Genomic DNA, 26,278 nt, shown 5'->3' with positions numbered 1-26,278 from the left:
GTCAGGACCAGCGTCCGGTGCGGCCCAGCAGCAGGGCCGTCGCGGCGGTTCCGGCGGTGGAGGTGCGCAGCACGCTGCGCCCCAGCCGGTACGCCTTCGCCCCGGCCTCGGCGAACAGCGCCAACTCGTCCGGCGAGACGCCGCCTTCGGGGCCCACGACGAGCACGATGTCGCCGTCGGCGGGGAGTTGGGCGGTGGCGAGGGGTTCGCTGCCGTACGCGCGGTCCTCGTGCAGGACGGCGGCGAGGTCGGCGGTGGCCAGAAGTGCGGCGACCTGGCGGCTGGTCATGGCGTCGGTGACCTCGGGGAAGCGCACGCGGCGGGACTGCTTGCCGGCCTCCCGGGCGGTGGCCCGCCACTTGGCGAGCGCCTTCAGGCCCCGGTCGCCCTTCCACTGGGTGATGCAGCGGGAGGCGGCCCAGGGCACGACGCGGTCGACGCCGGTCTCCGTCATGGTCTCGACGGCGAGTTCGCCCCGGTCGCCCTTCGGGAGGGCCTGGACGACGGTGATGCGCGGCGACTCGGGCGGTTCCTCGGCGACCGTGTCCATCCGGACGATCAGCCGGTCCTTGCCCTCGGTGCCGGTCACGACGCACTCGGCCCACCGGCCCACGCCGTCGGTGAGGACGACGTCCTCGCCGGACCGCAGCCGCTTCACGGAGACCGCGTGCCGTCCCTCGGCGCCGTCGAGCACGTACTGCCCGCCGCTGTCCGCGCGGAGGTCCTCGACCACGAACACCGGCGCGGTCATCGGGCCGTGCCTCCGGCCGGGTACGACGACAACGCTGTCTTAGCCGCGTCGAGTTCGGCGGCCAGCACCTCGACCAGCCGGCCGGCGGGCAGGTCGCGGGCCATGCGGTGGCCCTGGCCCGCCCACAGCGCCATGCCCTGCGGGTCCCCCGCCTTGGCCGCCGCCTTGCGCAGCGGCGAGGTCAGGTGGTGGACCTCGGGGTAGGCGGCGGGGGCGTAGGGGCCGTGCTCGCGCATGAAGCGGTTCACGAGGCCGCGGGCGGGCCGGCCGGAGAACGCCCGCGTCAGCTCGGTGCGGACGAACAGCGGGTTGGTCAGCGCCTCCTTGTGCACGGGGGCGGCGCCGGACTCGGGGGTGGCGACGAACGCGGTGCCGAGCTGGGCCGCGCTAGCGCCGGCCGCGAGCACCGCGGCGATCTGCGAGCCGCGCATGATGCCGCCGGCCGCGACGATCGGCAGCCGGACGCTCTCGCGGACCTGGGCGACCAGCGACAGCAGCCCGATGCCGGCGCCGTCCGTCTCCGGGTCGTCCCGGTGGGTGCCCTGGTGGCCGCCCGCCTCGACGCCCTGCACGATCACCACGTCGGCGCCCGCCCGCTCCACTGCCTGCGCCTCGTCGGCCGTGGTCGCCGTGACCATGGTCAGCGTGCCGACGCGGGCGAAGGAGGCGAGCACCTCGGGGGTGGGGCAGCCGAAGTGGAAGGAGACCGCGGGCACGGGGTTGTCGAGCAGGACCGCGAGTTTGGTGTCGTAGCCGTCGTCGCGTCCGCTGTCGGGATCGCCCAGCTCGGTGTCGTACCAGCCGGCCTCACCGGCGAGCTGGTGGGCGTAGACGTCGACGGCGGCCGGGTCCGTGTGCTCCTGCTGCGGCATGAAGAGGTTCACGCCGAAGGGACGGCCGGTGAGGCCGCGCAGCTGCTTGATCTCCTGGTACATGCCGTCGGCCGTCTTGTACCCGGCAGCGAGGAAGCCGAGCCCGCCGGCCTCGGAGACGGCGGCGGCCAGCTGCGGCACGGAGACACCGCCCGCCATGGGGGCCTGCACGATCGGACACCGAAGGAGATCGGTCAGCGCGGAGGACATGACGGCATGTTGTCACGTCCTCCGTACAAGTCCGAATCCGGCCGTCCGCCTGGCACAGGCCACCGGAATGTGCCTCTCCGGGCGGCCCGCGCGGGCACCGCGGGCTGCCCGGTCCGGGCGGCCCGCGCGCTCCGGCGTCAGCGTCCGTTGAAGGCGTCCTTCAGCCGGGAGAACAGGCCCTGCTGGCCGGGCTGGAACTGGCCGGTGGGCCGCTCCTCGCCGCGCAGCTTGGCCAGTTCGCGCAGCAGACGCTCCTGCTCCGGGTCCAGCTTGGAGGGGGTCATGACCTCGACGTGGACGATGAGGTCGCCCCGGCCGCCGCCCCGCAGGTGCGTGATGCCGCGGCCGTGCAGCGGGATCGACTGGCCGGACTGGGTGCCCGGTCGGATGTCGACCTCCTCCAGCCCGTCCAGGGTCTCCAGGGGCACCTTCGTGCCGAGGGAGGCTGCGGTCATGGGGAGGGTGACCGTGCAGTGCAGGTCGTCGCCGCGCCGCTGGAACTGCGCGTGCGGCAGCTCGTGGATCTCGACGTAGAGGTCACCGGCGGGGCCGCCGCCGGGGCCGACCTCGCCCTCGCCCGCGAGCTGGATCCGGGTGCCGTTGTCGACACCGGCCGGGATCTTCACCGTGAGGGTGCGGCGCGAGCGCACGCGCCCGTCGCCCGCGCACTCCGGGCACGGCGTCGGCACGACCGTGCCGAAGCCCTGGCACTGGGGGCAGGGGCGGGAGGTCATGACCTGGCCCAGGAAGGACCGCGTGACCTGGGACACCTCGCCGCGACCGCGGCACATGTCACAGGTCTGCGCGGAGGTCCCGGGGGCCGCGCCCTCGCCGTTGCAGGTGGTGCACACCACGGCCGTGTCGACCTGGATGTCCTTGGTGGTGCCGAAGGCCGCCTCGTCGAGGTCGATCTCCAGTCGGATCATGGCGTCCTGGCCGCGGCGCGTGCGCGACCGGGGGCCCCGCTGCGACGCGGTGCCGAAGAACGCGTCCATGATGTCCGAGAAGTTCCCGAACCCGCCGGCGCCGAAGCCGCCCGCGCCCCCGCCGCCGCTCTGCGAGAGCGGGTCACCGCCGAGGTCGTAGACCTGCTTCTTCTGCGGGTCCGACAACACCTCGTAGGCGGCGTTGATCTCCTTGAAGCGCTCCTGCGTCTTCGGATCGGGATTGACGTCCGGGTGCAGCTCGCGCGCGAGCCTCCGGAACGCCTTCTTGATCTCGTCCTGGGACGCGTCGCGGCGCACGCCGAGTACGGCGTAGTAGTCCGTGGCCACTTACGACTCCGCCAGGATCTGTCCGACGTACCGTGCCACTGCGCGTACCGCTCCCATCGTTCCCGGGTAATCCATGCGGGTCGGTCCGACCACGCCGAGTTTTGCGACTGCCTCGCCGCCCGAACCGTAGCCGACCGAGACCACGGACGTGGAGTTGAGCCCCTCGTGGACGTTCTCGTGACCGATCCGTACGGTCATGCCCGAATCCGTCGACTCGCCGAGCAGCTTGAGGAGCACGACCTGCTCCTCCAGGGCTTCGAGGACCGGCCGGATCGTGAGGGGGAAGTCGTGTCCGAAGCGGGTGAGATTGGCGGTGCCGCCGATCATCAGCCGCTCCTCGTTCTCCTCGACGAGCGTCTCCAGCAAAGTGGAGAGCACCGTCGCGACCGTACCGCGGTCCTCCGTCTCGAAGGCCTCCGGCAGATCCTGCACCAATTGCGGCACGTCCGCGAAACGGCGGCCCGCGATCCGGCTGTTGAGCCGGGCCCGCAGATCCGCCAGGGACGTCTCGCCGAAGGGCGCGGGGCAGTCGATCATGCGCTGCTCGACCCGGCCGGTGTCCGTGATGAGCACCAGCATGACGCGGGCCGGGGCCAGCGAGAGCAGTTCCACGTGCCGCACCGTCGAGCGGGTCAGCGAGGGGTACTGGACGACGGCGACCTGCCGGGTGAGCTGCGCGAGCAGCCGCACCGTGCGCCCCACGACGTCGTCGAGGTCGACGGCGCCGTCGAGGAAGTTCTGGATGGCGCGGCGCTCGGGCGCGGTCATCGGCTTGACGCCGGCGAGCTTGTCCACGAAGAGCCGGTAGCCCTTGTCGGTGGGGATGCGCCCGGCACTGGTGTGCGGCTGGGCGATGTACCCCTCGTCCTCCAGGGCGGCCATGTCGTTGCGGACGGTGGCCGGGGAGACGCCCAGCCGGTGGCGCTCGGTCAGCGCCTTGGAGCCGACCGGCTCCTCCGTCCCGACGTAGTCCTGGACGATGGCGCGCAGCACCTCGAGCCTGCGTTCACTGAGCATCGCGCACACCTCCAGCTGTCGGCACCTTGGTCGTCGCGGTCTTCGTCCTGGCACTCAGCGCGTGCGAGTGCCAGCGTTCCCCGGGCCAGTGTACGGCGGTGAGGTACGGCCCCGGCAAGGGCGGGCCCGTGACGCCCCGCCACGGTGTACGGACGTGTCCCGCCATGTCGCGCCGTCGTACCCCCTTGCCGCTAGCGTCTCCGTGTGACGGTGACTTGGGAAGAGGCGGGATGGGAGCAACTCGCCCCGCACGCCGGGCGGTGCCGGCTCCCGGGCTGGGACTGCACCGCGGGGCTCGTGGTGGGCGAGGGGGCGGCCCTCATGATCGACGCGGGGTCGAGCCTCGCGGAGGGCGCACGGCTGCGCGCCGAGGCGGGCCGGCTCCTGGGCCCGGAGCGGCGTGTGACGCACCTCGCACTGACGCATCCGCACTTCGACCACGTCCTCGGGGCCGCCGCCTTCTCCGGGGTGGAGGTGTTCGGCGCGGTGGGCCTGGACACCGCCCTCGCCCACGGACGCGAGGAACTGCGCGCCGACGCCGTGAGCAACGGCCTGGACCCGCGGGCGGCGGCGGAGGCGGCGGACCTGCTCGTCCGGCCCCGCCACCTCGTCTCCGGCGAGTGGACGCTGGGTCTCGGCGGCGGCACGCAGGTCCTGCTGGCGAACGTGGGCCCCGGGCACACGGCGTACGACCTCGTGGTGCTCGTGCCCGGCACCGACGGACCGGAGGTGGTGTTCTGCGGCGACCTCGTGGAGGAGTCGGGCGAGCCGCAGGCCGGTCCGGACGCCGTCCCGTCCCACTGGCCGGCGGCGCTGGACCGGCTGCTGGACCTCGGCGGCGAGGACGCGGTGTACGTGCCGGGCCACGGGGCGGCGGTGGACGCGGCGTTCGTCCGGGCCCAGCGGGACGCGCTGGCCGCCCGCTTCGGCGTGTCGTAGGCGCGGGCGGGCACTTCGGCGCGCGTCTTCTCCTATCGTCATCCGAATGCGCCAGTACTCTCCGGACCTGACCCCGCCGTGGAAGAAGCCCAAGCCCGTGCCCGAGGTCCCGGCCGACCCCGGTCTGGTGGTGGAGGAGCCCGGCACCGGTTTCTGCGGCGCGGTGATCCGCTGCGAGGCGGGCACGGTGACGCTGGAGGACCGCTTCGGCAAGCACCGGGTGTTCCCGCTGGAGCCGCGCGGCTTCCTGCTGGAGGGCAGGGTGGTCACCCTGGTGCGGCCCGCCGCCGGACCGGCCCGCCCCAGCCGCACCGCCTCCGGTTCGGTCGCCGTGCCCGGCGCCCGCGCCCGCGTGGCCCGGGCCGGCCGCATCTACGTCGAGGGCCGGCACGACGCCGAGCTCGTCGAGCGGGTCTGGGGCGACGACCTGCGTATCGAGGGCGTCGTCGTCGAGTACCTGGAGGGCGTCGACGACCTCCCCGCGGTGGTGGAGGAGTTCGGGCCCGGTCCGGACGCCCGGCTCGGGGTCCTGGTCGACCACCTGGTGCCCGGTTCGAAGGAGTTCCGGATCGCCGAAGGGGTCACGAGCGAGTACGCGCTCGTCGTGGGCCACCCCTACATCGACATCTGGGAGGCCGTGAAGCCGTCCTCCGTCGGCATCGCCGCCTGGCCCCGGGTACCGCGCGGGCAGGACTGGAAGACCGGCGTCTGCCGCGCCCTCGGCTGGCCCGAGAACACGGGCGCCGCCTGGCAGCACATCCTGTCCCGGGTCCGCTCCTACAAGGACCTGGAACCGGAACTCCTCGGCCGCGTCGAGGAACTGATCGACTTCGTCACGGCACCGGAGTAGCGCCGCGCCCGGCACGGCACGGCACGGCAAGGGGTCCGAAGGCAGACGCCAGCCCGGCCGACGGCTGGAGGACGGGGGCAGACCTCAGCCGCCCGGCGTTCGAGGACGAGCGCGACACCCGAGGACCCGGGGGGCGAATTTCAGCCCGTCCGGCGCTTGAGGACGAGCGCGTCAGCGCGACACGAGGGCGACATCAGCCCGCGGGGCGCTCAGAACAAGGGCACCCGGGTCCCGGGGGAAAATTCAGCCCGTCCGGCGTTTGAGGACAAGCGCGTCAGCGCGACTCGCCGTCCCGGGTCCCGGGTCCCGGGTCCCGGGTCCCGGGTCCCGGGGACGGAACCCCAAGGCACGGAGGAAAGCGGGCGGACCTCAGTCCACCAGGTCCCGTACCACCGCGTCCGCGAGCAACCGCCCCCGCAGGGTGAGCACGGCCCGCCCGGCCTCGTACGGGCCCGCTTCGAGGAGACCCTCGGAGAGGGCGCGACGGGAGGCAGCCAGGCCCTCGGGCCTGAGCAACGACAGCGGGCAGCCCTCACGCAGCCGCAGCTCGAGCAGGATGCGCTCGACCCGCCGGTCCTCGTCGGCGAGCAGCTCGCGTCCGGCGCCCGGCGAACGGCCGGCGGCCAGCGCGGCGGCGTACGCCCCGGGATGCTTCACGTTCCACCACCGCACGCCGCCGACGTGGCTGTGGGCACCGGGCCCGGCACCCCACCAGTCGGCGCCGCGCCAGTACAGCTCGTTGTGCAGGCAGCGTCCCGCGTCCGAGGTCGCCCAGTTCGAGACCTCGTACCAGTCGAAACCCGCCGCCGCGAGCACCTCGTCGGCGATGAGGTACCGGTCGGCGTGCACGTCGTCGTCGGTCATGGGGACCTCGCCGCGGCGGATACGGCGGGCGAGCTGCGTGCCCTCCTCCACGATCAGCGCGTACGCGGAGACGTGGTCGGGACCGGCGCCGAGGGCGGCGTCCAGGGAGGCCCGCCAGTCGTCGTCGGTCTCCCCCGGGGTGCCGTAGATCAGGTCCAGGTTGACGTGGTCGAAGCCGGCGGCGCGGGCCTCGGCGACGCACGCCTCGGGCCGGCCCGGGGTGTGGGTGCGGTCGAGCACCTTCAGGACGTGCTGCCGTGCGCTCTGCATGCCGAAGGAGATCCGGTTGAAGCCCCCGGCGCGCAGGGTGGCGAGGTAGGCGGGGTCGACGGACTCCGGGTTCGCCTCCGTGGTGATCTCGGCGTCGTCCGCGAGCCCGAACTCGTCGCGGACGGCGGCCAGCATCCGTACCAGGTCGTCGGCGGCCAGCAGTGTGGGCGTGCCGCCTCCGACGAAGACCGTGCGGACCGGGCGAGGGTCGTCGCCCAGCACCTTGCGGGCCAGCCGGACCTCGTCGATCAGGGTCGACGCGTAGTTGTCGCGGGAGGCGAGCACGCCTCCGGTGCCCCGCAGCTCGGTGGCCGTGTAGGTGTTGAAGTCGCAGTAGCCGCAGCGGGTCGCGCAGTACGGGACGTGGAGGTAGAACCCGAGGGCGCGCTCGGCGGCCCCGGCCAGGGCGTGCTCGGGCAGCGCCCCGTCGTCGGGGACGGGCTCACCGTCGGGGAGTGCGGAAGGCATGCCCTCCATTGTCCAGCACGGCTCACCCGTCCCGGTCCGCGTGGTCCGGGAGGCGGGGGCGGGGCGGCCGGTCCGGCTGCTCCGCCTGGAGGACCAGGAGGGCGAGGTCGTCCTCGGGCGGCTTGCCGCCGAAGGCGTGCACGAGCCGCCGGACGCGCTCCGCGATCAGCTGGGCGCTCAGTCCGACGCAGCCCGCGAGGGCGGTCGCGAGTCCGTCGTGGTCGTCGAACTGGCGGGCGCCGTCGCGGCGCTCGGTCACCCCGTCCGTGACGCACAGCACGGTGTCGCCCGGGTACAGCTCGAAGGTCTCGGCGGTGTAGCCCGCGTCCTCCACGACGCCGAGCAGGGTCTGCGGGGCGGCCACCTCCCGGACGGAGCCGTCGGATCCGAGGAGGAGCGGCAGCGGGTGCCCGGCGGAGGCGAGGGTGCAGCGCACGCCTCCGTCGAAGGGCACCAGCTCGCCGTAGAGCAGGGACAGGAACCGCGTCTGCGGGCCCTCGGCGTCGACCAGACCGGGCCCGCCGGTCGCGACCAGGGCGCGGGCCGCGGCGTCGGCCGCCTCGGTCGCGTCGTCGAGCAGCAGCTGGTTGAGGCGGTCCAGGACGTCGGCGACGGCGTAGCCCTCGCGGGCCAGCAGCCGCAGCCAGGGCCGGGCGAGCCCGATGACGACGGCGGCTTCGGGGCCCTTGCCCTGGACGTCGCCGACGGCGAAGCACCAGCGCCCGTCGCCGGCCGGGAACAGGTCGTAGAAGTCGCCGCTCGGGCCGCCCTTGTCACACGGCTCGTACACGAGCGCGCTGCGCACGCCGGGGATCTCGGCGACGGCGCCGGGCAGCAGGCCGCGCTGGAGCACCCGGCTGATGGTGGCCTGGCGCGCGTACTGGCGGGCGGCGCCGATGGCGAGGGCGATGCGGCGGCTGAGGTCCTCGACGAGTCCGGTGACCTCGTCGGGGAAGCCGGTCAGACCGGCGCGTCCGATGACGAGGGTGCCCAGCGGCCGGCCGCCGGCGATCAGCCGGTACGCCAGTGCCGCGCCGGGCGCTCCGTGCGGACCCCGGTCCTCGCCGGGCCAGGGCACCGGGACGGCCCGGGAGCGCACCGAGTCGGGCAGCCGCGGCGGGTCGTTCTCCAGGGCGCGGCGCAGCTCCTCGATGCGGTTCTCGCTGCCGTGCCAGACCCGGGCCAGCCGTGGCCCCGTGGCGCCCGGCCGGTCGGAGCCCCGCCAGCCGGTGGCCTCGTCCTCCAGCCAGACGGCGCACCAGTCGGCGATGCGGGGCACGAGGAGCTGTCCGGCGAGGGCCGCGACCAGCTCCTCGTCGAGCTGTCCGGCGAGCAGGTCGGAGGCCTCGGCGAGGAAGGAGAGCGCGCCGCGGCTGACCCAGTCGTGGTCCCGCCGGGCCGTGCGGCCCGGTGCGGGGCCGGGCGGACCGGCGGCGGCCGTACGGTGCTCGGCGGCCGGTGCGGGGACGTGCGGGTCGCCCATGCCGTCGGCCGGGGCCGCGCCGACGGGCAGCCGCGCCCAGACGGTCTTGACGCCGGTGCGGTACGAGACGCCCCATTCGCCGGAGAGCGCGGCGACCAGGCGGAGGCCGCGCCCGTACTCCGGGGTGCCGTACGGGCGTTCGGTGCCGTCGTCCCGTACCCCGCGGGAGGGGTGGTGGTCGGCGACCTCCAGGACGAGCCCCGCCGTACCGTGGCCGCCGAGGGTGTCCGGTTCGTCCTCGTCGACGTCCGGCTCCCGCGGGTCGTCCTGGTCGAGGCGGCAGAGCAGCTCCACGTCGGTGCCGGCGTGCACGACGGCGTTGGTGACGAGCTCGCTGACGACCACGGTGGCGTCGTCGAGCAGCCGGTCGGTGACCGCGACAGTGCCGGTCAGGGCGCGTTCGGCCCAGTCGGTGAGCGCGGCCCGGACGAAGCGGCGGGCGGCGCCGGGGGCGAGCGGACCGCCGGGCAGGGTCGTGCGGGCCACCGCGCGTCGGCCCGCGCCGGGGTGCTCGGGCGCACCGCGGGCCCGGGACAGGGTCTCCCGTCGCGTCGGTATGGGCCCCACTGTGCGTCTCCCTGAGCAGTTCGGACGAATCACCTCAGCCGATGCGGACAGGGTGACAGACTGACCGTGCCCATAAGCGCCGAGTTACCGAAGTGGGCCGCCATGAGTGAGAACAGTGCCGGTGATGTGCCCGAAGACGGTCGGATCCGGGCGTCGGATCTTCGTCCGCTGCTCGCCGCGCTGACCGCGGTCAGGGACGGCTACTTCACGAAGGTGCCGGAGACCGGGCACGGGCTGGTGGCCGAGCTGAGCACCGCCTTCAACCAGGTGATGGACCGGAACATGCACTTCAACACCGAAGTGCAGCGGGTCCGCCGCGAGTTGGTGCGCCACGGCCGGCTGGACGAGCGGCTGTCGGCGAGCCCGGGGCAGGGCAGCTGGACGTCCCGGGTCGACGACGTGAACCAGCTGCTGGACGCCCTGGTGGCGCCGGCGGCGAACGCGACCCGGGTCCTGGACGCGGTGGCGGGCGGCGATCTGACCCAGCGGGTCGACCTGCACGACGGCAACCGGCAGCTGCGGGGCGATCTGCGCCGGCTGGGCCGGGCGGTCAACAAGATGGTGGACCAGCTGTCGCTCTTCACCGGCGAGGTGACCCGGGTCGCCCGCGAGGTCGGCACCGAGGGGCGGCTCGGCGGCCGGGCCAAGGCGCAGGGCCTGTCGGGGAGCTGGCGGGACGTGACGGAGGCGGTCAACACCATGGCCTCCCGGCTGACCGCCCAGGTACGGGACATCGCGCTGGTGACCACGGCGGTGGCACGCGGGGACCTGACCCGGACGGTGACGGTCGAGGCGACCGGCGAGCTGCTCGAACTCAAGCTCACCGTGAACACGATGGTGGACCAGCTCTCCGCGTTCGCCGACGAGGTGACCCGCGTGGCCCGCGAGGTGGGCACCGAGGGCCAGTTGGGCGGCCGGGCCCAGGTGCGCGGGGTTTCCGGGGTCTGGAAGGACCTCACCGACAACGTCAACTTCATGGCGTCGAACCTGACCTCGCAGGTCCGCAACATCGCCCAGGTGACCACGGCCGTCGCCAACGGCGACCTCAGCCAGAAGATCACCGTCGACGCCCAGGGTGAGATCCTCGAACTGAAGTCGACGATCAACACGATGGTGGACCAGCTCTCGGCGTTCGCCGACGAGGTGACCCGCGTGGCCCGCGAGGTCGGCACCGAGGGCAACCTCGGCGGGCGGGCCCAGGTGCGCGGGGTGTCGGGGGTCTGGAAGGACCTCACCGACAACGTCAACTTCATGGCGGACAACCTGACCTCGCAGGTCCGCAACATCGCGTTGGTGTCCACGGCGGTGGCGCAGGGCGACCTCGGCAAGAAGATCACCGTCGAGGCGAAGGGCGAGATCCTCGAACTCAAGTCGACCATCAACACGATGGTGGACCAGCTCTCCGCGTTCGCCGACGAGGTGACCCGCGTCGCCCGCGAGGTCGGCACCGAGGGCAACCTCGGCGGCCAGGCCCAGGTGCGCGGCGTCTCGGGCGTCTGGAAGGACCTCACCGACAACGTCAACTTCATGGCGCTGAACCTGACCTCGCAGGTCCGCAACATCGCGCAGGTCACCACCGCCGTCGCCAACGGCGACCTCTCCAAGAAGATCACCGTGGACGCGCGCGGCGAGATCCTGGAGCTGAAGGACACCGTCAACACGATGGTGGAGCAGCTGCGCGCGTTCGCCGACGAGGTGACGCGGGTGGCGCGCGAGGTCGGCACCGACGGCCGGCTGGGCGGACGGGCCCAGGTGCTCGGCGTCTCCGGGGTCTGGCGCGACCTGACGGACAACGTGAACTACATGGCGGACAACCTGACCTCGCAGGTGCGCAACATCGCGCAGGTCGCCACCGCGGTCGCGCAGGGCGACCTGTCCAAGAAGATCGACGTGGACGCCCGCGGCGAGATCCTGGAGCTGAAGACCACCATCAACACCATGGTGGACACGTTGTCGTCCTTCTCCTCCGAGGTCACGCGCGTGGCCCGCGAGGTGGGCAGCGAGGGCCAACTGGGCGGCCAGGCCCGGGTGGAGGGCGTGTACGGCACCTGGAAGCGGCTGACGACGAACGTCAACGAACTCGCCCTGAACCTGACCACGCAGGTCCGCGCCATCGCCGAGGTGGCCTCGGCCGTGGCCCAGGGCGACATGTCCCGCTCGATCACGGTGGAGACGCAGGGCGAGGTCACCGAGCTCAAGGACAACATCAACCTGATGGTGGCCAACCTCCGCGAGACCACCCGCGCGAAGGACTGGCTGGAGTCCAACCTCGCCCGTCTCGCGGCGCTGATGCAGGGGCACCGCGACCTGATGGAGGTCGCCGACCTGATCCTGCGCGAGCTGACGCCGCTGGTGAACGCGCAGTACGGCGCGTTCTTCCTGGCCGACCCCGAGGACGAGTCCCTGCGGACCGCCATCCCCGCGAAGGGGCTGGCGTTCATCGCCGGGTACGGCTCGGCGCAGGGCGCGACGGTCGACACGGGCGGTATGCCGGTGCACGGGCTGGTGCGGCAGGCGGCGCGGGAGAAGAAGCGCATCCTCGTGGACGAGGCCCCGCCGGACTACATCAAGATCAACAGCGGGCTGGGCGAGGCCGCGCCGGCCAGCGTCGTGATCATCCCGATCCTCTTCGAGGACAAGCTGCTCGGCGTGATCGAGCTGGCGTCGTTCTCCCGCTTCTCCGACGTCCACCTGGCCTTCTTCGACCAGTTCGTGAACACCATCGGCGTCGCGATCAACACCATCATCGCCAACTCCCGCACGGAGTCGCTGCTCGGCGAGTCCCAGCGGCTCGCCACCCAGCTCCAGGAACGCTCGGACGAACTCCAGCGCCAGCAGGGCGAGTTGCAGCGCTCCAACGCCGAACTGGAGGAGAAGGCCGCACTGCTGGCGACCTCCTCGCAGTACAAGTCCGAGTTCCTGGCGAACATGTCCCACGAGCTGCGGACCCCGCTGAACTCCCTGCTCATCCTGGCCCGGCTGCTGTCCGACAACCCGGACGGCCATCTCTCCGACCAGGAGGTGCAGTTCGCGACCACCATCCACCGCTCGGGGTCCGACCTGCTCCAGCTGATCAACGACATCCTCGACCTGTCGAAGATCGAGGCCGGGCGGATGGACGTACGCCCGAAGAAGCTGCCGCTGATCAAACTGCTCGACTACGTGCACGCCACCTTCCGCCCGCTCACCATCGACCGGGGGCTCGCCTTCGAGGTCACGGTCGGCGAGGACGTACCGCGGGAGATGTACTCGGACGAGCAGCGGCTCCAGCAGATCCTGCGCAACCTCCTCTCGAACGCGATCAAGTTCACCGCGAACGGGCGCGTCGAGCTGCGGGTCAGCCGGCTCAAGGACCCCGAGCACGTCTTCACCCGCGAGAACAGCGACGACGTGATCGCCTTCGCGGTCTCCGACACCGGCATCGGCATCGCCCCGGAGAAACTCCCGGTGATCTTCGAGGCGTTCCAGCAGGCCGACGGCACCACCAACCGCAAGTACGGCGGCACCGGGCTCGGACTCTCCATCAGCCGCGAGATCGCCGGGCTGCTCGGCGGCCGCATCATCGCCGAGAGCGCCCCCGGCCAGGGCTCCACCTTCACGCTGTACGTCCCGGTCATCAGCCCCGGGCACGCCGCCACCGGGGCGGTCGCCGAGGACCGCAGGCCGCCCGTGCCCGAGCAGCTGTCGACGGAGCCCTACACGGCCCACGACACCGAGGACTCCTGGCCGACGCTCACCAAGCTGGAGGCGTGGAAGGCGGGCCGGGCCGGCCAGGTCCTGCCCGGCCGGCGCGTACTGATCGTGGACGACGACATCCGCAACGTCTTCGCCCTCACCCACGTACTCGGCCGGGTCGGCATGCCGGTCCTGTACGCGGAGAACGGGCGCGAGGGCATAGAGACACTGGAACGCAATCCGGACGTCGAACTCGTCCTGATGGACATCATGATGCCGGAGATGGACGGCTACGAGACGATCGCCGCCATCCGCCGCACCCCCCGCTGGACGGGGCTGCCCATCGTCGCGCTGACCGCGAAGGCGATGCCGGGAGACCGCGAGAAGTCCATCGCGCGGGGCGCCAACGACTACGTACCCAAGCCGGTGGACGTCGATCAGCTGCTGACCGTCGTCTGCGCGCTGCTCGACCCCGCGGGCACGGACCCCGGCGGTGCGCCGGACCCCTCCGCCGGGTCCGCCGTCCCGGGACCGGGCCTCTCGGAGGAGCCCGCCGTCCCGCCGCTGACCGAATGAGGCACAGTCACCATGAGCGCTGAGGCAAGGACCGACGAGCGCGCGAGCATCCTCCTGGTGGACGACATGGAGGACAACCTGGTCGCCTTGGAGGCCGTCCTGGGGTCGCTCAACGAGCCGCTGGTGCGGGCGCGTTCGGGCGAGGAGGCGATGAAGGCGCTGCTGCGGCAGCGGTTCGCCGTCGTCCTGCTCGACATCCGGATGCCGGGCATGGACGGCTTCGAGACCGCCGCGAACATCAAGCGGCTCGACCAGACCAAGGACGTCCCGATCATCTTCCTGACCGGCACGGACGCCGACGCGGGCTACGCCTTCCGCGGGTACGCGACGGGCGCAGCGGACTACCTGACGAAGCCCTTCGACCCGTGGGTGCTGCGTGCCAAGGTGACCGTCTTCCTCGACCTGCACCGCAAGAGCCGTCAGCTGGAGCGGATGCTGGCCCGCGAGCAGGCCCAGTTCGACGAGCTGGCCGAGCGCCTGCACACGGTCGAGACCCGCATGATTGCCGGCGGCACCCCGGACGTCGCCGAACTACGAGGCCACATCCGGAAGATGGAGGAGCTGCTCACGGAGATGCGGCGCGGGCGAGGCCTGTAGACGTCGACCGTCCGGCCCGTCACGCCGTGCGGGTACGGGGAGCCGGGGACCGCCGACCCCTCACGGCTTGGCGGTGCGGAAACCGCCGGCCCTCACGGCTTGGCGGTGCGAGGGCCGGCGATCACCGGTCTCCGCACCGCCGGACGGTTACGCCTCGCGCGAGCCGGCGTACATCTCCTCGATGAGGTGCTTGTACTCCCGCTCCACGACCGGGCGCTTCAGCTTCAGGCTCGGGGTGATCTCCCCGTGCTCCACGTCCAGGTCCCGCGGCAGCAGCCGGAACTTCTTGATGGTCTGCCAGCGCTGGAGACCGTCGTTGAGCTGCTTGACGTAGCCCTCGACCATCTCGACCGTGACCGGCGCGGCGACGACCTCGGCGTACGACTTGCCCTCCAGGCCGTTCTCCTTCGCCCAGTCCAGGATGGACGGCTCGTCCAGGGCGATGAGCGCGGTGCAGAAGTTCCGGTCGGCGCCGTGCACGAGGATGTTGGAGACGTACGGGCACACGGCCTTGAACTGGCCCTCGACCTCGGCGGGCGCGACGTACTTGCCGCCGGAGGTCTTGATGAGGTCCTTCTTGCGGTCGGTGATCCGCAGGTAGCCGTCCGGGGACAGCTCGCCGATGTCACCGGTGTGGAACCAGCCGTCGGACTCCAGCACCTCGGCGGTCTTCTCGGGCAGCCCGTGGTAGCCCTCCATGATGCCGGGGCCGCGCAGCAGGATCTCGCCGTCGTCCGCGATGCGCACCTCGGTGCCGGGCAGCGGCTTGCCGACCGTGCCGGTGCGGTACGCCTCGCCGGGGTTCACGAAGGAGGCGGCGGAGGACTCGGTGAGCCCGTAGCCCTCCAGGATGTGGATGCCGGCGCCCGCGAAGAAGTAGCCGATCTCCGGCGCGAGCGCGGCGCTGCCGGAGACACAGGCGCGCAGGTTGCCGCCGAAGGCCTCGCGGATCTTGGCGAAGACCAGGGTGTCGGCGACCTTGTGCTTGGCCCCGAGCCCGAAGGGGACGGAGGCGACGCCGGTGCGCCGGAAGTTGTCCTGGCTGACCTTCGCGTACTCGCGGGCCACCTCGGCGGCCCACTGGAAGATCTTGTACTTGGCGCCGCCACCGGACCGCGCCTTGGCCGCGACCCCGTTGTAGACCTTCTCGAAGATGCGCGGCACGGCCGCCATGTAGGTGGGCTGCACCACCGGCAGGTTCTCGATGATCTTGTCGACCCGGCCGTCCACGGCGGTGACGTGACCGACCTCGATCTGCCCCGAGGTGAGCACCTTGCCGAACACGTGGGCGAGCGGCAGCCACAGGTACTGCACGTCGTCGGCGCTGATCAGACCGGTGGCGACGGTGGCCTTGGCCATGTACGACCAGTTGTCGTGCGGCAGCCGGACACCCTTGGGGCGCCCCGTCGTACCCGAGGTGTAGATCAGCGTGGCGAGCTGGGCGGCGGTGATCGCGCCGACCTTCTCCTTGATCAGGTCGGGGTTCTTCTCCAGGTACTTGGCGCCGCGCGCCTCCAGCTCGGCGAGCGACAGCACCCAGTCGCCCTCGTCCCCGTCGGCGTCCAGGCCGGAGGGGTCGACGACCACGACATGGGTCAGCTCGGGCAGGTCGGCCCGCTTGGCGCGCGCCTTGGCGAGCTGCGCGGCGTCCTCCGCGATCAGCACCTTGCTCTCCGAGTCGGAGAGGATGAACGCGGACTCCTCCGCGTTCGTCTGCGGGTACACGGTCGTCGTGGCCGCGCCGGCGCACATGATGCCGAGGTCCGCGAGGATCCACTCGACGCGGGTGGAGGAGGCCAGCGCCACACGCTGCTCCGGCCGCACCCCCAGCTCGATCAGGCCCGCCGCGATGGCGTAGACCCGCTCGGCGGCCTGCGCCCAGGTCAGCGACTTCCACTCGTCCGGGCCCTGGCCCGCGGCCGGTGGTACGGGATAGCGGTAGGCCTCGGCATCGGGCGTGGCCGCCACGCGCTCCAGGAAGACGGCCGCCACGGAGGGCGGACGGTTCTCGATCAGGGTCTGTGTGTCGCTCACGACATCCTCCGGGGCCCGCGACAGTGCGTGCGACTGGCTCGATCGACTGCTGTGCGGCTGGCTGGTTGCGGCTGTGTTGTCGTCACTCACGAAGCCTTGTTTAACTCGTGAGTAACTACCGAGCAGAGATCAGAGTAAGGCCCGACCGCCTGGTATGTAAGAGGCAGCGGCCTGTCACTTCCTACAGAGAGCAACCGGCCGCATGCACAGGGGGCCCGCCGCCGGCGAGCGGAACGGGCCCCTGCCGCCCGGTCCGTTTCCGGGCGTCGTCCGTCTTTCGGACGGCTGCTTCTCGATCCGGGTGGCTACTTCTTGCCCTTGCCCGAGCCGGCGTTGTCGTCACTGGAGAGCACGGCGATGAAGGCCTCCTGCGGGACCTCCACGGAACCCACCATCTTCATCCGCTTCTTGCCCTCCTTCTGCTTCTCCAGCAGCTTCCGCTTCCGGGAGATGTCACCGCCGTAGCACTTGGCGAGGACGTCCTTGCGGATGGCGCGGATGGTCTCGCGGGCGATGACGCGCGAGCCGATGGCGGCCTGGATCGGCACCTCGAAGGCCTGCCGCGGGATCAGCTCGCGCAGCTTGGCCACGAGCCGCACGCCGTAGGCGTACGCCGCGTCCTTGTGGGTGATCGCCGAGAAGGCGTCCACCTTGTCGCCGTGCAGCAGGATGTCGACCTTGACCAGGCTCGACGTCTGCTCGCCGGTGGGCTCGTAGTCGAGCGAGGCGTAACCGCGCGTCTTGGACTTCAGCTGGTCGAAGAAGTCGAAGACGATCTCCGCGAGCGGCAGCGTGTACCGGATCTCCACCCGGTCCTCGGACAGGTAGTCCATGCCGAGCAGCACACCGCGCCGGGTCTGGCACAGCTCCATGATCGAGCCGATGAACTCCGACGGCGCGAGGATCGTGGCACGTACGACGGGCTCGTACACCTCACTGATCTTGCCCTCGGGGAACTCGCTCGGGTTGGTGACCGTGTGCTCGCTGCCGTCCTCCATGAGGACGCGGTAGACCACGTTGGGCGCCGTGGCGATGAGGTCGAGCCCGAACTCGCGCTCCAGCCGCTCGCGGATGACGTCCAGGTGCAGCAGTCCGAGGAAGCCGACGCGGAAGCCGAAGCCCAGCGCCGCCGAGGTCTCCGGCTCGTACACCAGGGCGGCGTCGTTGAGCTGGAGCTTGTCGAGCGCGTCACGCAGCTCGGGGTAGTCGGACCCGTCGAGCGGATACAGCCCCGAGAAGACCATCGGCTTCGGGTCCTTGTAACCGCCGAGCGCCTCGGTCGCACCCTTGTTCAGGGTGGTGATCGTGTCACCGACCTTGGACTGACGGACGTCCTTCACGCCGGTGATGATGTACCCCACCTCGCCGACACCGAGGCCGTCGGCCGACAGCATCTCGGGCGAGTTGGTGCCGATCTCCAGCAGCTCGTGCGTGGCGTTGGTGGACATCATCCGGATGCGCTCACGTTTGTTGAGCTGCCCGTCGATGACACGCACGTACGTCACGACACCGCGGTAGGAGTCGTAGACCGAGTCGAAGATCATCGCGCGCGCCGGGGCGTCGGCGACACCGACCGGGGCCGGCACCTCCGCGACCACCCGGTCGAGCAGCGCCTCGACACCCATGCCGGTCTTCGCGGAGACCTTCAGCACGTCGTCGGGGTCGCACCCGATGAGGTTGGCCAGCTCCTCGGAGAACTTCTCCGGCTGCGCCGCCGGCAGGTCGATCTTGTTCAGTACGGGGATGATCTTGAGGTCGTTCTCCATCGCCAGGTAGAGATTGGCGAGAGTCTGCGCCTCGATGCCCTGGGCCGCGTCGACCAGCAGGACCGTGCCCTCACAGGCCGCGAGGGACCGGGACACCTCGTACGTGAAGTCGACGTGCCCGGGGGTGTCGATCATGTTGAGGATGTGGGTCCTGCCCGGGTCCTCCGTGGGAGCCCAGGGCAGCCGGACCGCCTGGGACTTGATCGTGATGCCACGCTCGCGCTCGATGTCCATACGGTCGAGGTACTGAGCACGCATCTGCCGCTGGTCGACCACCCCGGTCAGCTGGAGCATGCGGTCGGCGAGCGTGGACTTGCCGTGGTCGATGTGCGCGATGATGCAGAAATTGCGGATCAGAGCCGGGGCGGTACGGCTCGGCTCGGGCACATTGTTAGGGGTCGCGGGCACGCAGGGTCCTGTCTCTTGAGGCGCCTGTCGCCTCGGGTCGGATCGATACGTAGGCTCCATGGTCCCACGGGCGGGGAGCTGCGACCGGTTTGGGCCGCCCCCGCGACGACTGGTAGCCTGGGTGGCTGTGTCTCATGCCCTCTCTGCACGAGGCACAGACGGCTCCACCGGGTGACCGGAGGGGTATCGGCTCCGCCGGGCTACCAGCGGGGCAGCAGTTCCGCCGGTTCGCCGGGGAGCTACTCGAAGATCAATCATCGGCGCGTGAGGCCTGCCCTCGCGCGCCTGAACCTGAAAAGGCTCATCAGTGGCGAACATCAAGTCCCAGATCAAGCGGATCAAGACCAACGAGAAGGCCCGGCTGCGCAACAAGGCCGTCAAGTCCTCTCTGAAGACCGCGATCCGCAAGGCCCGCGAGGCCGCTGCCGCGGGTGACGTCGAGAAGGCCACGGAGTACACGCGCGACGCGTCGCGCGCGCTCGACAAGGCCGTCTCGAAGGGCGTCATCCACAAGAACCAGGCCGCCAACAAGAAGTCGGCGCTTGCTTCGAAGGTCGCTTCCCTCAAGGGCTGAGTCGGCTGAGCCCTCGCGGGCTCGACCCCTGACTTGACCGTCGGCTGGACCCGAGCGGGCCCTCTCTCTCCGCTCCCACCCGACACCCCCGGACCCACGCGCGACCTGCGTTCGCCACGCGGGCGTGGATCCACAGAGCTTGCTCCAAGAACCCCGGCACCCCCTCCTTCCCCAGGAGGGGTGGCTGGGGCTTTTGGGTTTTCGGGGTGGGCCACGGGTGCCGGGGGGGCCGCCGTGCGGGCGTTGGGCGCGAGTGCCTGGGGCGACGGGTGCCCAGAGGCGGGTCCGCTGGGGCGGCGCAGAGGTGTGAGGTGAGGTGGCACGAGTGCCTGCGGGCGGGGCGAGGCGGTAGCGGGAGTTAGTAGGTCCTCAAACGCTGGATGGGCTGAGAATCCAACCCTCAGCACGAACCCGGGACCCGGGACCCGGGGCAACCGTCGGCCAGCGGCACCCGGCATCCGGCACCCGCAGCGCGAGCCGAAGGGGTCGGGAAAGTCACCCCGGTTTCGGGGCTAGCCCCGCCTGGACCGCGCCGCCCGGGCGATGGCGACGACCGCCTTCTCGAGCGCGTACTCGGGATCATCCCCACCCCCCTTCACCCCCGCATCGGCATCGGCCACAGCCCGCAACGCATAGGCGACCCCGTCGGGAGTCCACCCCCGCATCTGCTGCCGCACCCGGTCGATCTTCCACGGTGGCATCCCCAGCTCCCGGGCCAGATCGGCGGGCCGCCCGCCCCGCGCGGACGACAGCTTGCCGATCGCCCGCACGCCCTGCGCCAACGCACTGGTGATCATCACCGGCGCGACCCCGGTCGACAGGGACCAGCGCAACGCCTCCAGCGCCTCCGCCGCCCGCCCCTCCACGGCCCGGTCGGCCACGGTGAAGCTCGACGCCTCGGCCCGCCCGGTGTAGTACCGCCCGACCACGACCTCGTCGATCGTGCCCTCGACATCCGCGGTCAGCTGCGACACCGCGGACGCCAGCTCCCGCAGGTCGCTCCCGATGGAGTCGACGAGCGCCTGACACGCCTCGGGCGTCGCCGACCGGCCGAGCGCCCGGAACTCACTGCGCACGAACGCCAGCCGGTCCGCCGGCTTCGTCATCTTCGGACAGGCAACCTCGCGCGCTCCCACCTTGCGCGCGGCGTCGAGCAGCCCCTTGCCCTTGGCCCCGCCCGCGTGCAGCAGCACCAGGGTGATCTCCTCCGCGGGCGCCCCGAGGTATGCCTTCACGTCCTTGATCGTGTCGGCCGACAGATCCTGGGCATCCCGTACGACGACCACCTTGCGCTCGGCGAACAGCGACGGACTCGTCAGCTCCGCGAGCGTCCCCGGCTGCAACTGGTCCGGCGTGAGATCCCGCACGTCCGTGTCGGCATCGGAGGCCCGGGCAGCGGCCACCACCTCCTGCACGGCACGGTCGAGCAGGAGATCCTCCTGTCCCACGGCTAGCGTGACAGGGGCGAGGGGGTCGTCTTGTGCAGTCTTCCTGGCCATCGCGCCAAGCATCCCACGCGCCACTGACAACCCACCGCCCGCGGACCCACGCAGCCCTGAGCAGGCGGCCAGGGAGTTCCGACAGGGCGCCTGGTCACCAATACGCGGCGACGTCGACCGGCCGGCCCACAGGACGTAAGCGGGCGTCGGCCCCCGCTTACGGCTCCTCCCGCCAGCCGTCCCACTCGCCCGCGAACTCGTCCAGCTCCGCGGGAACGAGCCGCCCGTCCGAGTCCCGCAGCACGACCAGCCACTGCGCGTCCTCGGCATCGTCCTCACCGGCCAGCGCGTCCCGTACGAGCTGCGGCTCCTCGTCCAGGCCGAACCGGTCCCCGAGTGCCTCCAGCGCCTCCTCCGCCGCATCGCGGTCGGGCAGCACCAGCACATGTCTCACATCGCTCACGGAGACATTTTCCGCGACGGCCATCGGCCCTGGACGCCGGGCCCACCCAACGCCGGGAACACCCTTCGCCGGGCCCTCCGACCGACGGCACCTGACGCCCAGCCGCTCCTCACCGGCCGCCGGCGCCGGCCCCGCATGGCCTCGGACAACGTCGGACGACCCCGGACAGCGCCGGAAGACCCCGACGCCCCCGGCAACTCACGAAAGCCTGGCGCGGCATCGGGACCGCTCTTGGCGCCTCGGAGCATCCCGGACAGCCTCAACAATCGCGGGCTGCCCCGGGTGGCCATGACGACCTGGGACGACCTCGGCCGATCAGGCCTCCCGCACCACCGGAACCCGGCCCAGCTCCATCCCGAACCGCTCCCGGTAGACCCCCAGCACCTCCTCGTCCGTACCCAGCTCCGACACCTCCTTCGTGCCGTCGACTCCGGTCACCGTGAAGACCCGGCCGCTCAACGTGATCCGCCCTCCGTCCTCCGTGACACGCGAACACACCAGCGACTGCGTGAAGTGCGACTCCGGTGACGTGCTGTGCCACCAGGCCCCCGCCACGAAGTCCCCGAGCACACGCCGGCGCGTCTCCAGGCGGTACTGCGCGGTTCCGTCCCGCAGCACATCCAGATCCCCGTACTCCGGCGCACCGTCCAAGCCCGGCTCCTCCGCCTCTTCCACACGGAACGTGCCGGCCGGATCGACCTGGTCGTCCCTCTCCCCGAAGGCCAGCGGCCAGTGACTGTTCGCCCCGAAGCCCACGTCGGCCAGCAGGTCGCCCCCGTCCGACGTCCGCACCCGCAGCGCGAGGTGGTCGTAGGGGATCCCGAGCCGGCCGCCCGCCCCGTGCACCCGCGCCGCGAGCAGGGTCACGTCGAATCCCAGACCAGCCAGCAACATCCCGAAGGCGCCGTTCAGTTCGTAGCAGAAGCCGCCCCTGCGGGCCCCCACCACCTTGTCCAGCAACCGCTTCTCCTCCAGCACGATCTCCTCACCGAGGTGGATCGACAGGTTCTCGAACGGAACGGTTCGCAGATGCCGCACCTGGAGCTCACGCAGCGCTTCGGCCGTGGGCCGCTCGGGGCGGGCGGCCCCGATACGACGGAGATAGGCGTCGATCTGTGCGGAATTCATGACCCCAGTCTCCCTCCGCGACCGCCGGACACCCCGTCCCGAACCACCGTTCCGACTGATTCCCTCCTTCCGGCCCGCCCCACCCTCGGCTGCGCCCTCCCCTCCCGGCCCCTCACCCCCTGGCCACCCGCAGTCCCTCACCCGAGCCCGTGACCGCGATGGCCCCGTCCTTGTCCGTGCGCATCACCGCCGCACCCCCGGAACGCAGCGCGGCGACCGTGCTGGGTGCCGGGTGTCCGTACGGGTTGTCCTCGCCGCACGAGATCAACGCGAGCCTCGGAGCCACCCTGCGTATGAGCTGCGGATCCTGGTAGGCCGAGCCGTGGTGGGCGACCTTGAGCACGTCCACGGCGCCCAGGCCCGCGCCGCCGGGCGACCTCAGCAGGGCCTGCTGGGCGACGGGTTCCAGGTCGCCGAGCAGCAGGAGGGACAGTCCCGCCGACCGCACGAGCAGGGCGACACTGGCGTCGTTCGGGCCCTCGGCCGGCGGGGCGGGACCCGGTGGCGGCCACACCACCCGCCAGTCGAGGTCTCCGGTACGCCTCCGCTCCCCCGCCGCGGCACGGGTCACGGGGATGTGCCGCGCCGCCGCCTGGGACCGCACGAACCTTGCCTGCTCGGGCGGCTCTTCCAGGCCGGTCGTCTCGATGGCGCCCACCGAACGCCCCCGCAGCACGCCCGGCAGCCCCGCCACGTGGTCGGCGTGGAAGTGGGTCAGCAAGACCAGCGGGATCCTCGTGATGCCGAGCTCGCTGAGGCACCGGTCGACGAGCACCGGGTCCGGTTCCGCGTCCACCACCACGCCCGTACCGTCGCCCGCCGCGAGTACGGTCGCGTCCCCCTGTCCAACGTCGCACACCGCGAACCGCCAGCCCGGCGGCGGCCAGCCCGTGATAACCCGGGTCAACGGCGGCGGCTGCACCACGGCCAGCAGGAACAGCACGGCACAGACTCCGCACAGCCAGGGGTGTCTCACCAGCCTGCGCCCCACCAGTACGACGACCGCCGTGACCAGGGCGAGCAGCAACGCGCCCGTCCAACTACCCGGCCAGTCCACCCCCGCGCCGGGCAGCGCCGCCCCGGTGCGGGCGATGTCCGCGATCCACCCGACGGGCCAACTCGCGCACCAGGCGAGTGCCTTGGCGACCGGCATCGCCACCGGCGCCGCCGCGAGGGCGGCGAAACCCAGCACCGTGGCCGGCGCGACCGCGAACTCGGCCAGGAGGTTGCACGGCACCGCCACGAGGCTCACCCGGGCGGACAGCACCGCCACCACCGGCGCGCACAGGACCTGGGCGGCCGCCGCCGCGGCCAGCGCCTCGGACACCCTGGGCGGGACCCGGCGCCTCTGGAGCGCGGCGCTCCAGCGCGGGGCGATGGTGAGCAGCGCGCCGGTCGCCAGCACGGAGAGCAGAAAGCCGTAACTCCGCGCCAGCCAGGGGTCGTAGAGCACCAGCACCAGGACCGCGGTGGCCAGCGCCGGGATCAGGGATCTGCGTCGTCCGGTCGCGATGGCGAGCAGCACGATCGCACCGCACGCCGCGGCCCGCAGCACACTGGGGTCCGGTCGGCACACGATCACGAAGCCGAGCGTGAGCGCACCGCCGAACAGCGCGGTCGTCCGCAACGACATTCCGAGTCCGGCCGCCAGACCACGGCGCTCGGCCCGCTGCGCCAGCCCCGGTGGTCCGATGAACAGGACGAGCAGAACCGCGAGGTTGCCGCCGCTGACCGCCAGCAGATGGGCGAGGTCGGTCGCCTTGAACGCCTCGTCCAGCTCCGGGGAGACGCGTGAGGTGTCGCCGACGACCAGGCCCGGCAGCAACGCCCGCGCGTCCGGGTCCAGCCCCTCGGTCGCCTCCCGCAGCCCGCCGCGCAGCCGGCCCGCGAGGCGCTGCACCCCCGACGGCTCCCCCACGACGTCGGGTGCCCCTCCGCCGCGGACACGTAGGACACCCGCGATCCGGTCACCGCCGGTCAGGGCGGGCACGACCTGGGCGGACACCCGTACCCGCGTGGACGGCAGCAGCTCCAGCCATCGTGAGCGCCCCGCGCCTCCCCGCTTCCGGTAGCCGCTCGCGTCCACGATCACCAGCACCGGCGTGCGGGTCGCCACGACCGTCCCGTCCGGCTTCCTCACCCGCCGCACCTCCGCGTCGAGCAGCACCGCCGTGGGAGCCGCTTGATCTCCCCTGACGCGGGGCCGGGTGAGCCGGGGGTCGGAGGTGAGCTGCACCTCGGCCGTGATCCGCGCGTACTGCCGTGCCAGGTCAGGCACGGGGCCCCGGCGCAGATCCGCCCCGTGCACTCCGGCGGAGGTGGCGGCCGCGGCGACACACAACAGCACGGCGGCCGCCGAAACCTGCGGCCACGCCCCCGACGGACCCCGGACGCCGTCTCCTCGTCGCCGCCCCGGCGATGCAACAGGCGCCCCGACCACCGCCCCCTCGCCGCCCACTCCCCCGTCCGACGGTGCTCCCCTTTGCACCCCATGCGCCCCTCGCCACCGCATCAGCAACAGCACGGCCGCCCCCGCGAGGCAGACCACGACCAGGCCCGTCACCCACGTGCCGGACACGTGCACCGTCAGCGCCGCCGTCGCCCAGGCCGCCAGGGCGGGCGGCACCAACCTCAGGTCCGTCGCCCCTTCCTGGCGGGGGTGCGACGCCCCCAGCCGCTTGCCGGAGACGGCGTGCACCGCCGGGCGGTCGGGTGCCCCGGGTTCCGTGGTCCCCGTCCCGCTCATGGCCGTACGAGATTTCGCAGATCGGCGAAGCGGCGGTCACCGATGCCGTTGACCTCGCGCAGTTCGTCGACCGAGCGGAAACCCCCGTGCTGGGCGCGGTAGTCGATGATGTGCTGGGCCAGAACGGGCCCGACTCCCGGCAGGGTGTCCAACTGCTCCGCCGTGGCGGCGTTCAGGGAGACCGGCGCCGCGGGAGGCCCACCGGGCACCGACCCGGTGACGGACCCAGCGCCGCCCGAAGTCCCCGCCTGGCCGGAGCCGACACCGGCCGGGGGCGCGGGGCCGCCGACGACCACCTGCTCGCCGTCGACCAGGAGACGTGCCCGGTTCAGGCCCTCGGTCTTCGTGCCGGGACGCACCCCGCCGGCCGCCCGCAGAGCGTCGGCGACCCGTGAACCGGCCGGCAGCCGTTGGACACCGGGACTGCGTACCTTGCCGCTGACGTCCACGAAGATCGCGCTGCCGGGGCCTCCGCCCGGAGTCGGCGCGCCGGTCGAGGACTCGGGCTTCGTGCCCTCCCGTCCGCTCTCCTCCCCGTAGGGAACCGCCGCCCGTACGACTTCCGGTGCGCGGACCTGCTGAGTGCGTCCCGTCCAGAAGTGCTGGGCGGCGAAGACCGCGGCGACGACGAGCACGACGGTGAGTGCGGCCACACTCCGCCGTTCCAGTCCGCACCGCGACTGGAGCCACAGCGGCAGACGCTCCCGCACCGCGGGCCCCACCCGCTCGCGCCACGCACCGGGCACCCCGCCGATATCGGCACCCGTCCCCGAGCCAACCCCCGCGACCGCACCCTCATAAGCACCACCGCCAGCGCCAGCGCCAGCACCCGGACCCGCACTGACATCGCCGCGACGAGATGCACCACCGCGACGCCCCTCGCTCCCACGGACCTCCCCGGCCCACCCTCCAGGCGGCCCAAGCTCCGAACCCACCAACAGCCCGTCGGAATCAACCGACGGCCTGACCTCTGAATCCGCCGGCGGCCCATCCGAACCGACCGACGGCCCAACCCCCGAACCCCCCGGTTCCCCTGCTCTTTCGGCGAAGAGCGCCTCCGCCCGTCGGCGGAGCACCTCCGCCGATGTCTGATGTCGTCCGCCCCGGCCGCGGGCGTGGTGCCGCCGATGACGGGTGCGCCCGTCGGAGACGGGGCCCCTGCCCGGGCCGCTGGTCGCGATGGCTGTACGTGAGCGTGATCGAAGTGCCATGCGCCGAGGATGAGCCAACCCACGGCTCCCGCGATGATCTTGGTCAATTCCCGTGGACGACGGCCCCGTTGTGGATAACTCGCTCACTCGTACGGG

The 26,278-nt window shown here is 72.0% G+C and carries 18 protein-coding genes; 5 read left to right on the top strand and 13 right to left on the bottom strand.

Annotation, left to right across the window (positions count from 1 at the left end; all coding sequences use genetic code 11):
* Position 1 precedes the first annotated feature (1 nt).
* The 4 genes from ACZ4VA_RS02380 to hrcA form a co-directional block, all read right to left on the bottom strand.
* Complete coding sequence (locus ACZ4VA_RS02380) at positions 2-751, bottom strand: 16S rRNA (uracil(1498)-N(3))-methyltransferase (protein ID WP_468079337.1); 750 nt, start codon at positions 749-751, stop codon at positions 2-4.
* Positions 748-1,833: a nitronate monooxygenase gene (locus ACZ4VA_RS02375; RefSeq protein WP_468079335.1), complete on the bottom strand. Its 1,086-nt coding sequence runs from the start codon at positions 1,831-1,833 to the stop codon at positions 748-750. Before ACZ4VA_RS02375 ends, ACZ4VA_RS02380 begins: the two co-directional genes overlap by 4 nt.
* Positions 1,834-1,970: 137 nt before the next feature.
* Positions 1,971-3,107: a molecular chaperone DnaJ gene (gene dnaJ, locus ACZ4VA_RS02370; RefSeq protein ID WP_356168799.1), complete on the bottom strand. Its 1,137-nt coding sequence runs from the start codon at positions 3,105-3,107 to the stop codon at positions 1,971-1,973.
* On the bottom strand, positions 3,108-4,124 hold the full coding sequence (hrcA, locus tag ACZ4VA_RS02365; protein WP_121404740.1) for a heat-inducible transcriptional repressor HrcA: 1,017 nt from the start codon (positions 4,122-4,124) through the stop codon (positions 3,108-3,110).
* A gap of 204 nt (positions 4,125-4,328) precedes the next feature.
* Between hrcA and ACZ4VA_RS02360 the strand changes: the two genes are divergently transcribed.
* Together ACZ4VA_RS02360 and ACZ4VA_RS02355 are read left to right on the top strand one after the other, a co-directional pair.
* Entirely contained in the window at positions 4,329-5,063 is a 735-nt protein-coding gene (locus ACZ4VA_RS02360; protein WP_468079333.1) for an MBL fold metallo-hydrolase, read from the top strand.
* 46 nt (positions 5,064-5,109) lie between these two features.
* Positions 5,110-5,913 carry a DUF3097 domain-containing protein gene (locus ACZ4VA_RS02355; RefSeq protein ID WP_389389516.1) on the top strand — a complete coding sequence of 268 codons (804 nt, stop codon included), beginning with the start codon at positions 5,110-5,112 and terminating at the stop codon, positions 5,911-5,913.
* 369 nt (positions 5,914-6,282) lie between these two features.
* Here the strand turns inward: ACZ4VA_RS02355 and hemW are convergent, their stop codons facing one another.
* The gene (gene hemW, locus ACZ4VA_RS02350) at positions 6,283-7,515 is read right to left on the bottom strand and encodes a radical SAM family heme chaperone HemW (protein ID WP_355793124.1); all 1,233 of its coding nucleotides are present in this window, start codon (positions 7,513-7,515) and stop codon (positions 6,283-6,285) included.
* 22 nt (positions 7,516-7,537) lie between these two features.
* Positions 7,538-9,565, bottom strand: coding sequence for a SpoIIE family protein phosphatase (locus ACZ4VA_RS02345; protein ID WP_468079330.1), 2,028 nt, complete (start codon positions 9,563-9,565; stop codon positions 7,538-7,540).
* 102 nt (positions 9,566-9,667) lie between these two features.
* On the opposite strand from ACZ4VA_RS02345, the gene ACZ4VA_RS02340 reads away from it, so the two are divergent.
* The gene (locus ACZ4VA_RS02340; RefSeq protein ID WP_356237727.1) at positions 9,668-13,816 is read left to right on the top strand and encodes a HAMP domain-containing protein; all 4,149 of its coding nucleotides are present in this window, start codon (positions 9,668-9,670) and stop codon (positions 13,814-13,816) included.
* 12 nt (positions 13,817-13,828) lie between these two features.
* Positions 13,829-14,413 carry a response regulator gene (locus ACZ4VA_RS02335; protein ID WP_468079328.1) on the top strand — a complete coding sequence of 195 codons (585 nt, stop codon included), beginning with the start codon at positions 13,829-13,831 and terminating at the stop codon, positions 14,411-14,413.
* A gap of 147 nt (positions 14,414-14,560) precedes the next feature.
* Here ACZ4VA_RS02335 and ACZ4VA_RS02330 read toward each other — a convergent pair whose 3' ends face one another.
* Together ACZ4VA_RS02330 and lepA are read right to left on the bottom strand one after the other, a co-directional pair.
* The gene (locus tag ACZ4VA_RS02330; protein ID WP_355780569.1) at positions 14,561-16,447 is read right to left on the bottom strand and encodes an AMP-dependent synthetase/ligase; all 1,887 of its coding nucleotides are present in this window, start codon (positions 16,445-16,447) and stop codon (positions 14,561-14,563) included.
* Between the two features lie 305 nt (positions 16,448-16,752).
* Positions 16,753-18,621 carry a translation elongation factor 4 gene (lepA, locus tag ACZ4VA_RS02325; protein ID WP_355780567.1) on the bottom strand — a complete coding sequence of 623 codons (1,869 nt, stop codon included), beginning with the start codon at positions 18,619-18,621 and terminating at the stop codon, positions 16,753-16,755.
* Positions 18,622-18,928: 307 nt separating this feature from the next.
* On the opposite strand from lepA, the gene rpsT reads away from it, so the two are divergent.
* On the top strand, positions 18,929-19,195 hold the full coding sequence (gene rpsT / locus ACZ4VA_RS02320; protein ID WP_121403109.1) for a 30S ribosomal protein S20: 267 nt from the start codon (positions 18,929-18,931) through the stop codon (positions 19,193-19,195).
* Between the two features lie 512 nt (positions 19,196-19,707).
* Here the strand turns inward: rpsT and holA are convergent.
* From holA to ACZ4VA_RS02295, 5 genes are all read right to left on the bottom strand, one after another.
* Complete coding sequence (gene holA, locus ACZ4VA_RS02315) at positions 19,708-20,694, bottom strand: DNA polymerase III subunit delta (RefSeq protein WP_356168897.1); 987 nt, start codon at positions 20,692-20,694, stop codon at positions 19,708-19,710.
* A gap of 157 nt (positions 20,695-20,851) precedes the next feature.
* Positions 20,852-21,097 (bottom strand): hypothetical protein, encoded by a 246-nt coding sequence (locus ACZ4VA_RS02310; RefSeq protein ID WP_356168819.1) that lies wholly within the window; start codon positions 21,095-21,097, stop codon positions 20,852-20,854.
* 315 nt (positions 21,098-21,412) lie between these two features.
* Complete coding sequence (locus tag ACZ4VA_RS02305) at positions 21,413-22,225, bottom strand: arylamine N-acetyltransferase family protein (RefSeq protein ID WP_355780561.1); 813 nt, start codon at positions 22,223-22,225, stop codon at positions 21,413-21,415.
* A 112-nt stretch (positions 22,226-22,337) separates the two neighbouring features.
* The gene (locus ACZ4VA_RS02300; protein ID WP_468079325.1) at positions 22,338-24,971 is read right to left on the bottom strand and encodes a ComEC/Rec2 family competence protein; all 2,634 of its coding nucleotides are present in this window, start codon (positions 24,969-24,971) and stop codon (positions 22,338-22,340) included.
* A complete protein-coding gene (locus ACZ4VA_RS02295) occupies positions 24,968-26,182 on the bottom strand; it encodes a ComEA family DNA-binding protein (RefSeq protein WP_356237709.1) in 1,215 nt (404 codons plus the stop codon). Before ACZ4VA_RS02295 ends, ACZ4VA_RS02300 begins: the two co-directional genes overlap by 4 nt.
* Positions 26,183-26,278 lie beyond the last annotated feature (96 nt).

This window comes from Streptomyces sp. NPDC028308 (genome assembly GCF_055565855.1).
This window is presented reverse-complemented; position numbering and strand designations above follow the sequence as displayed.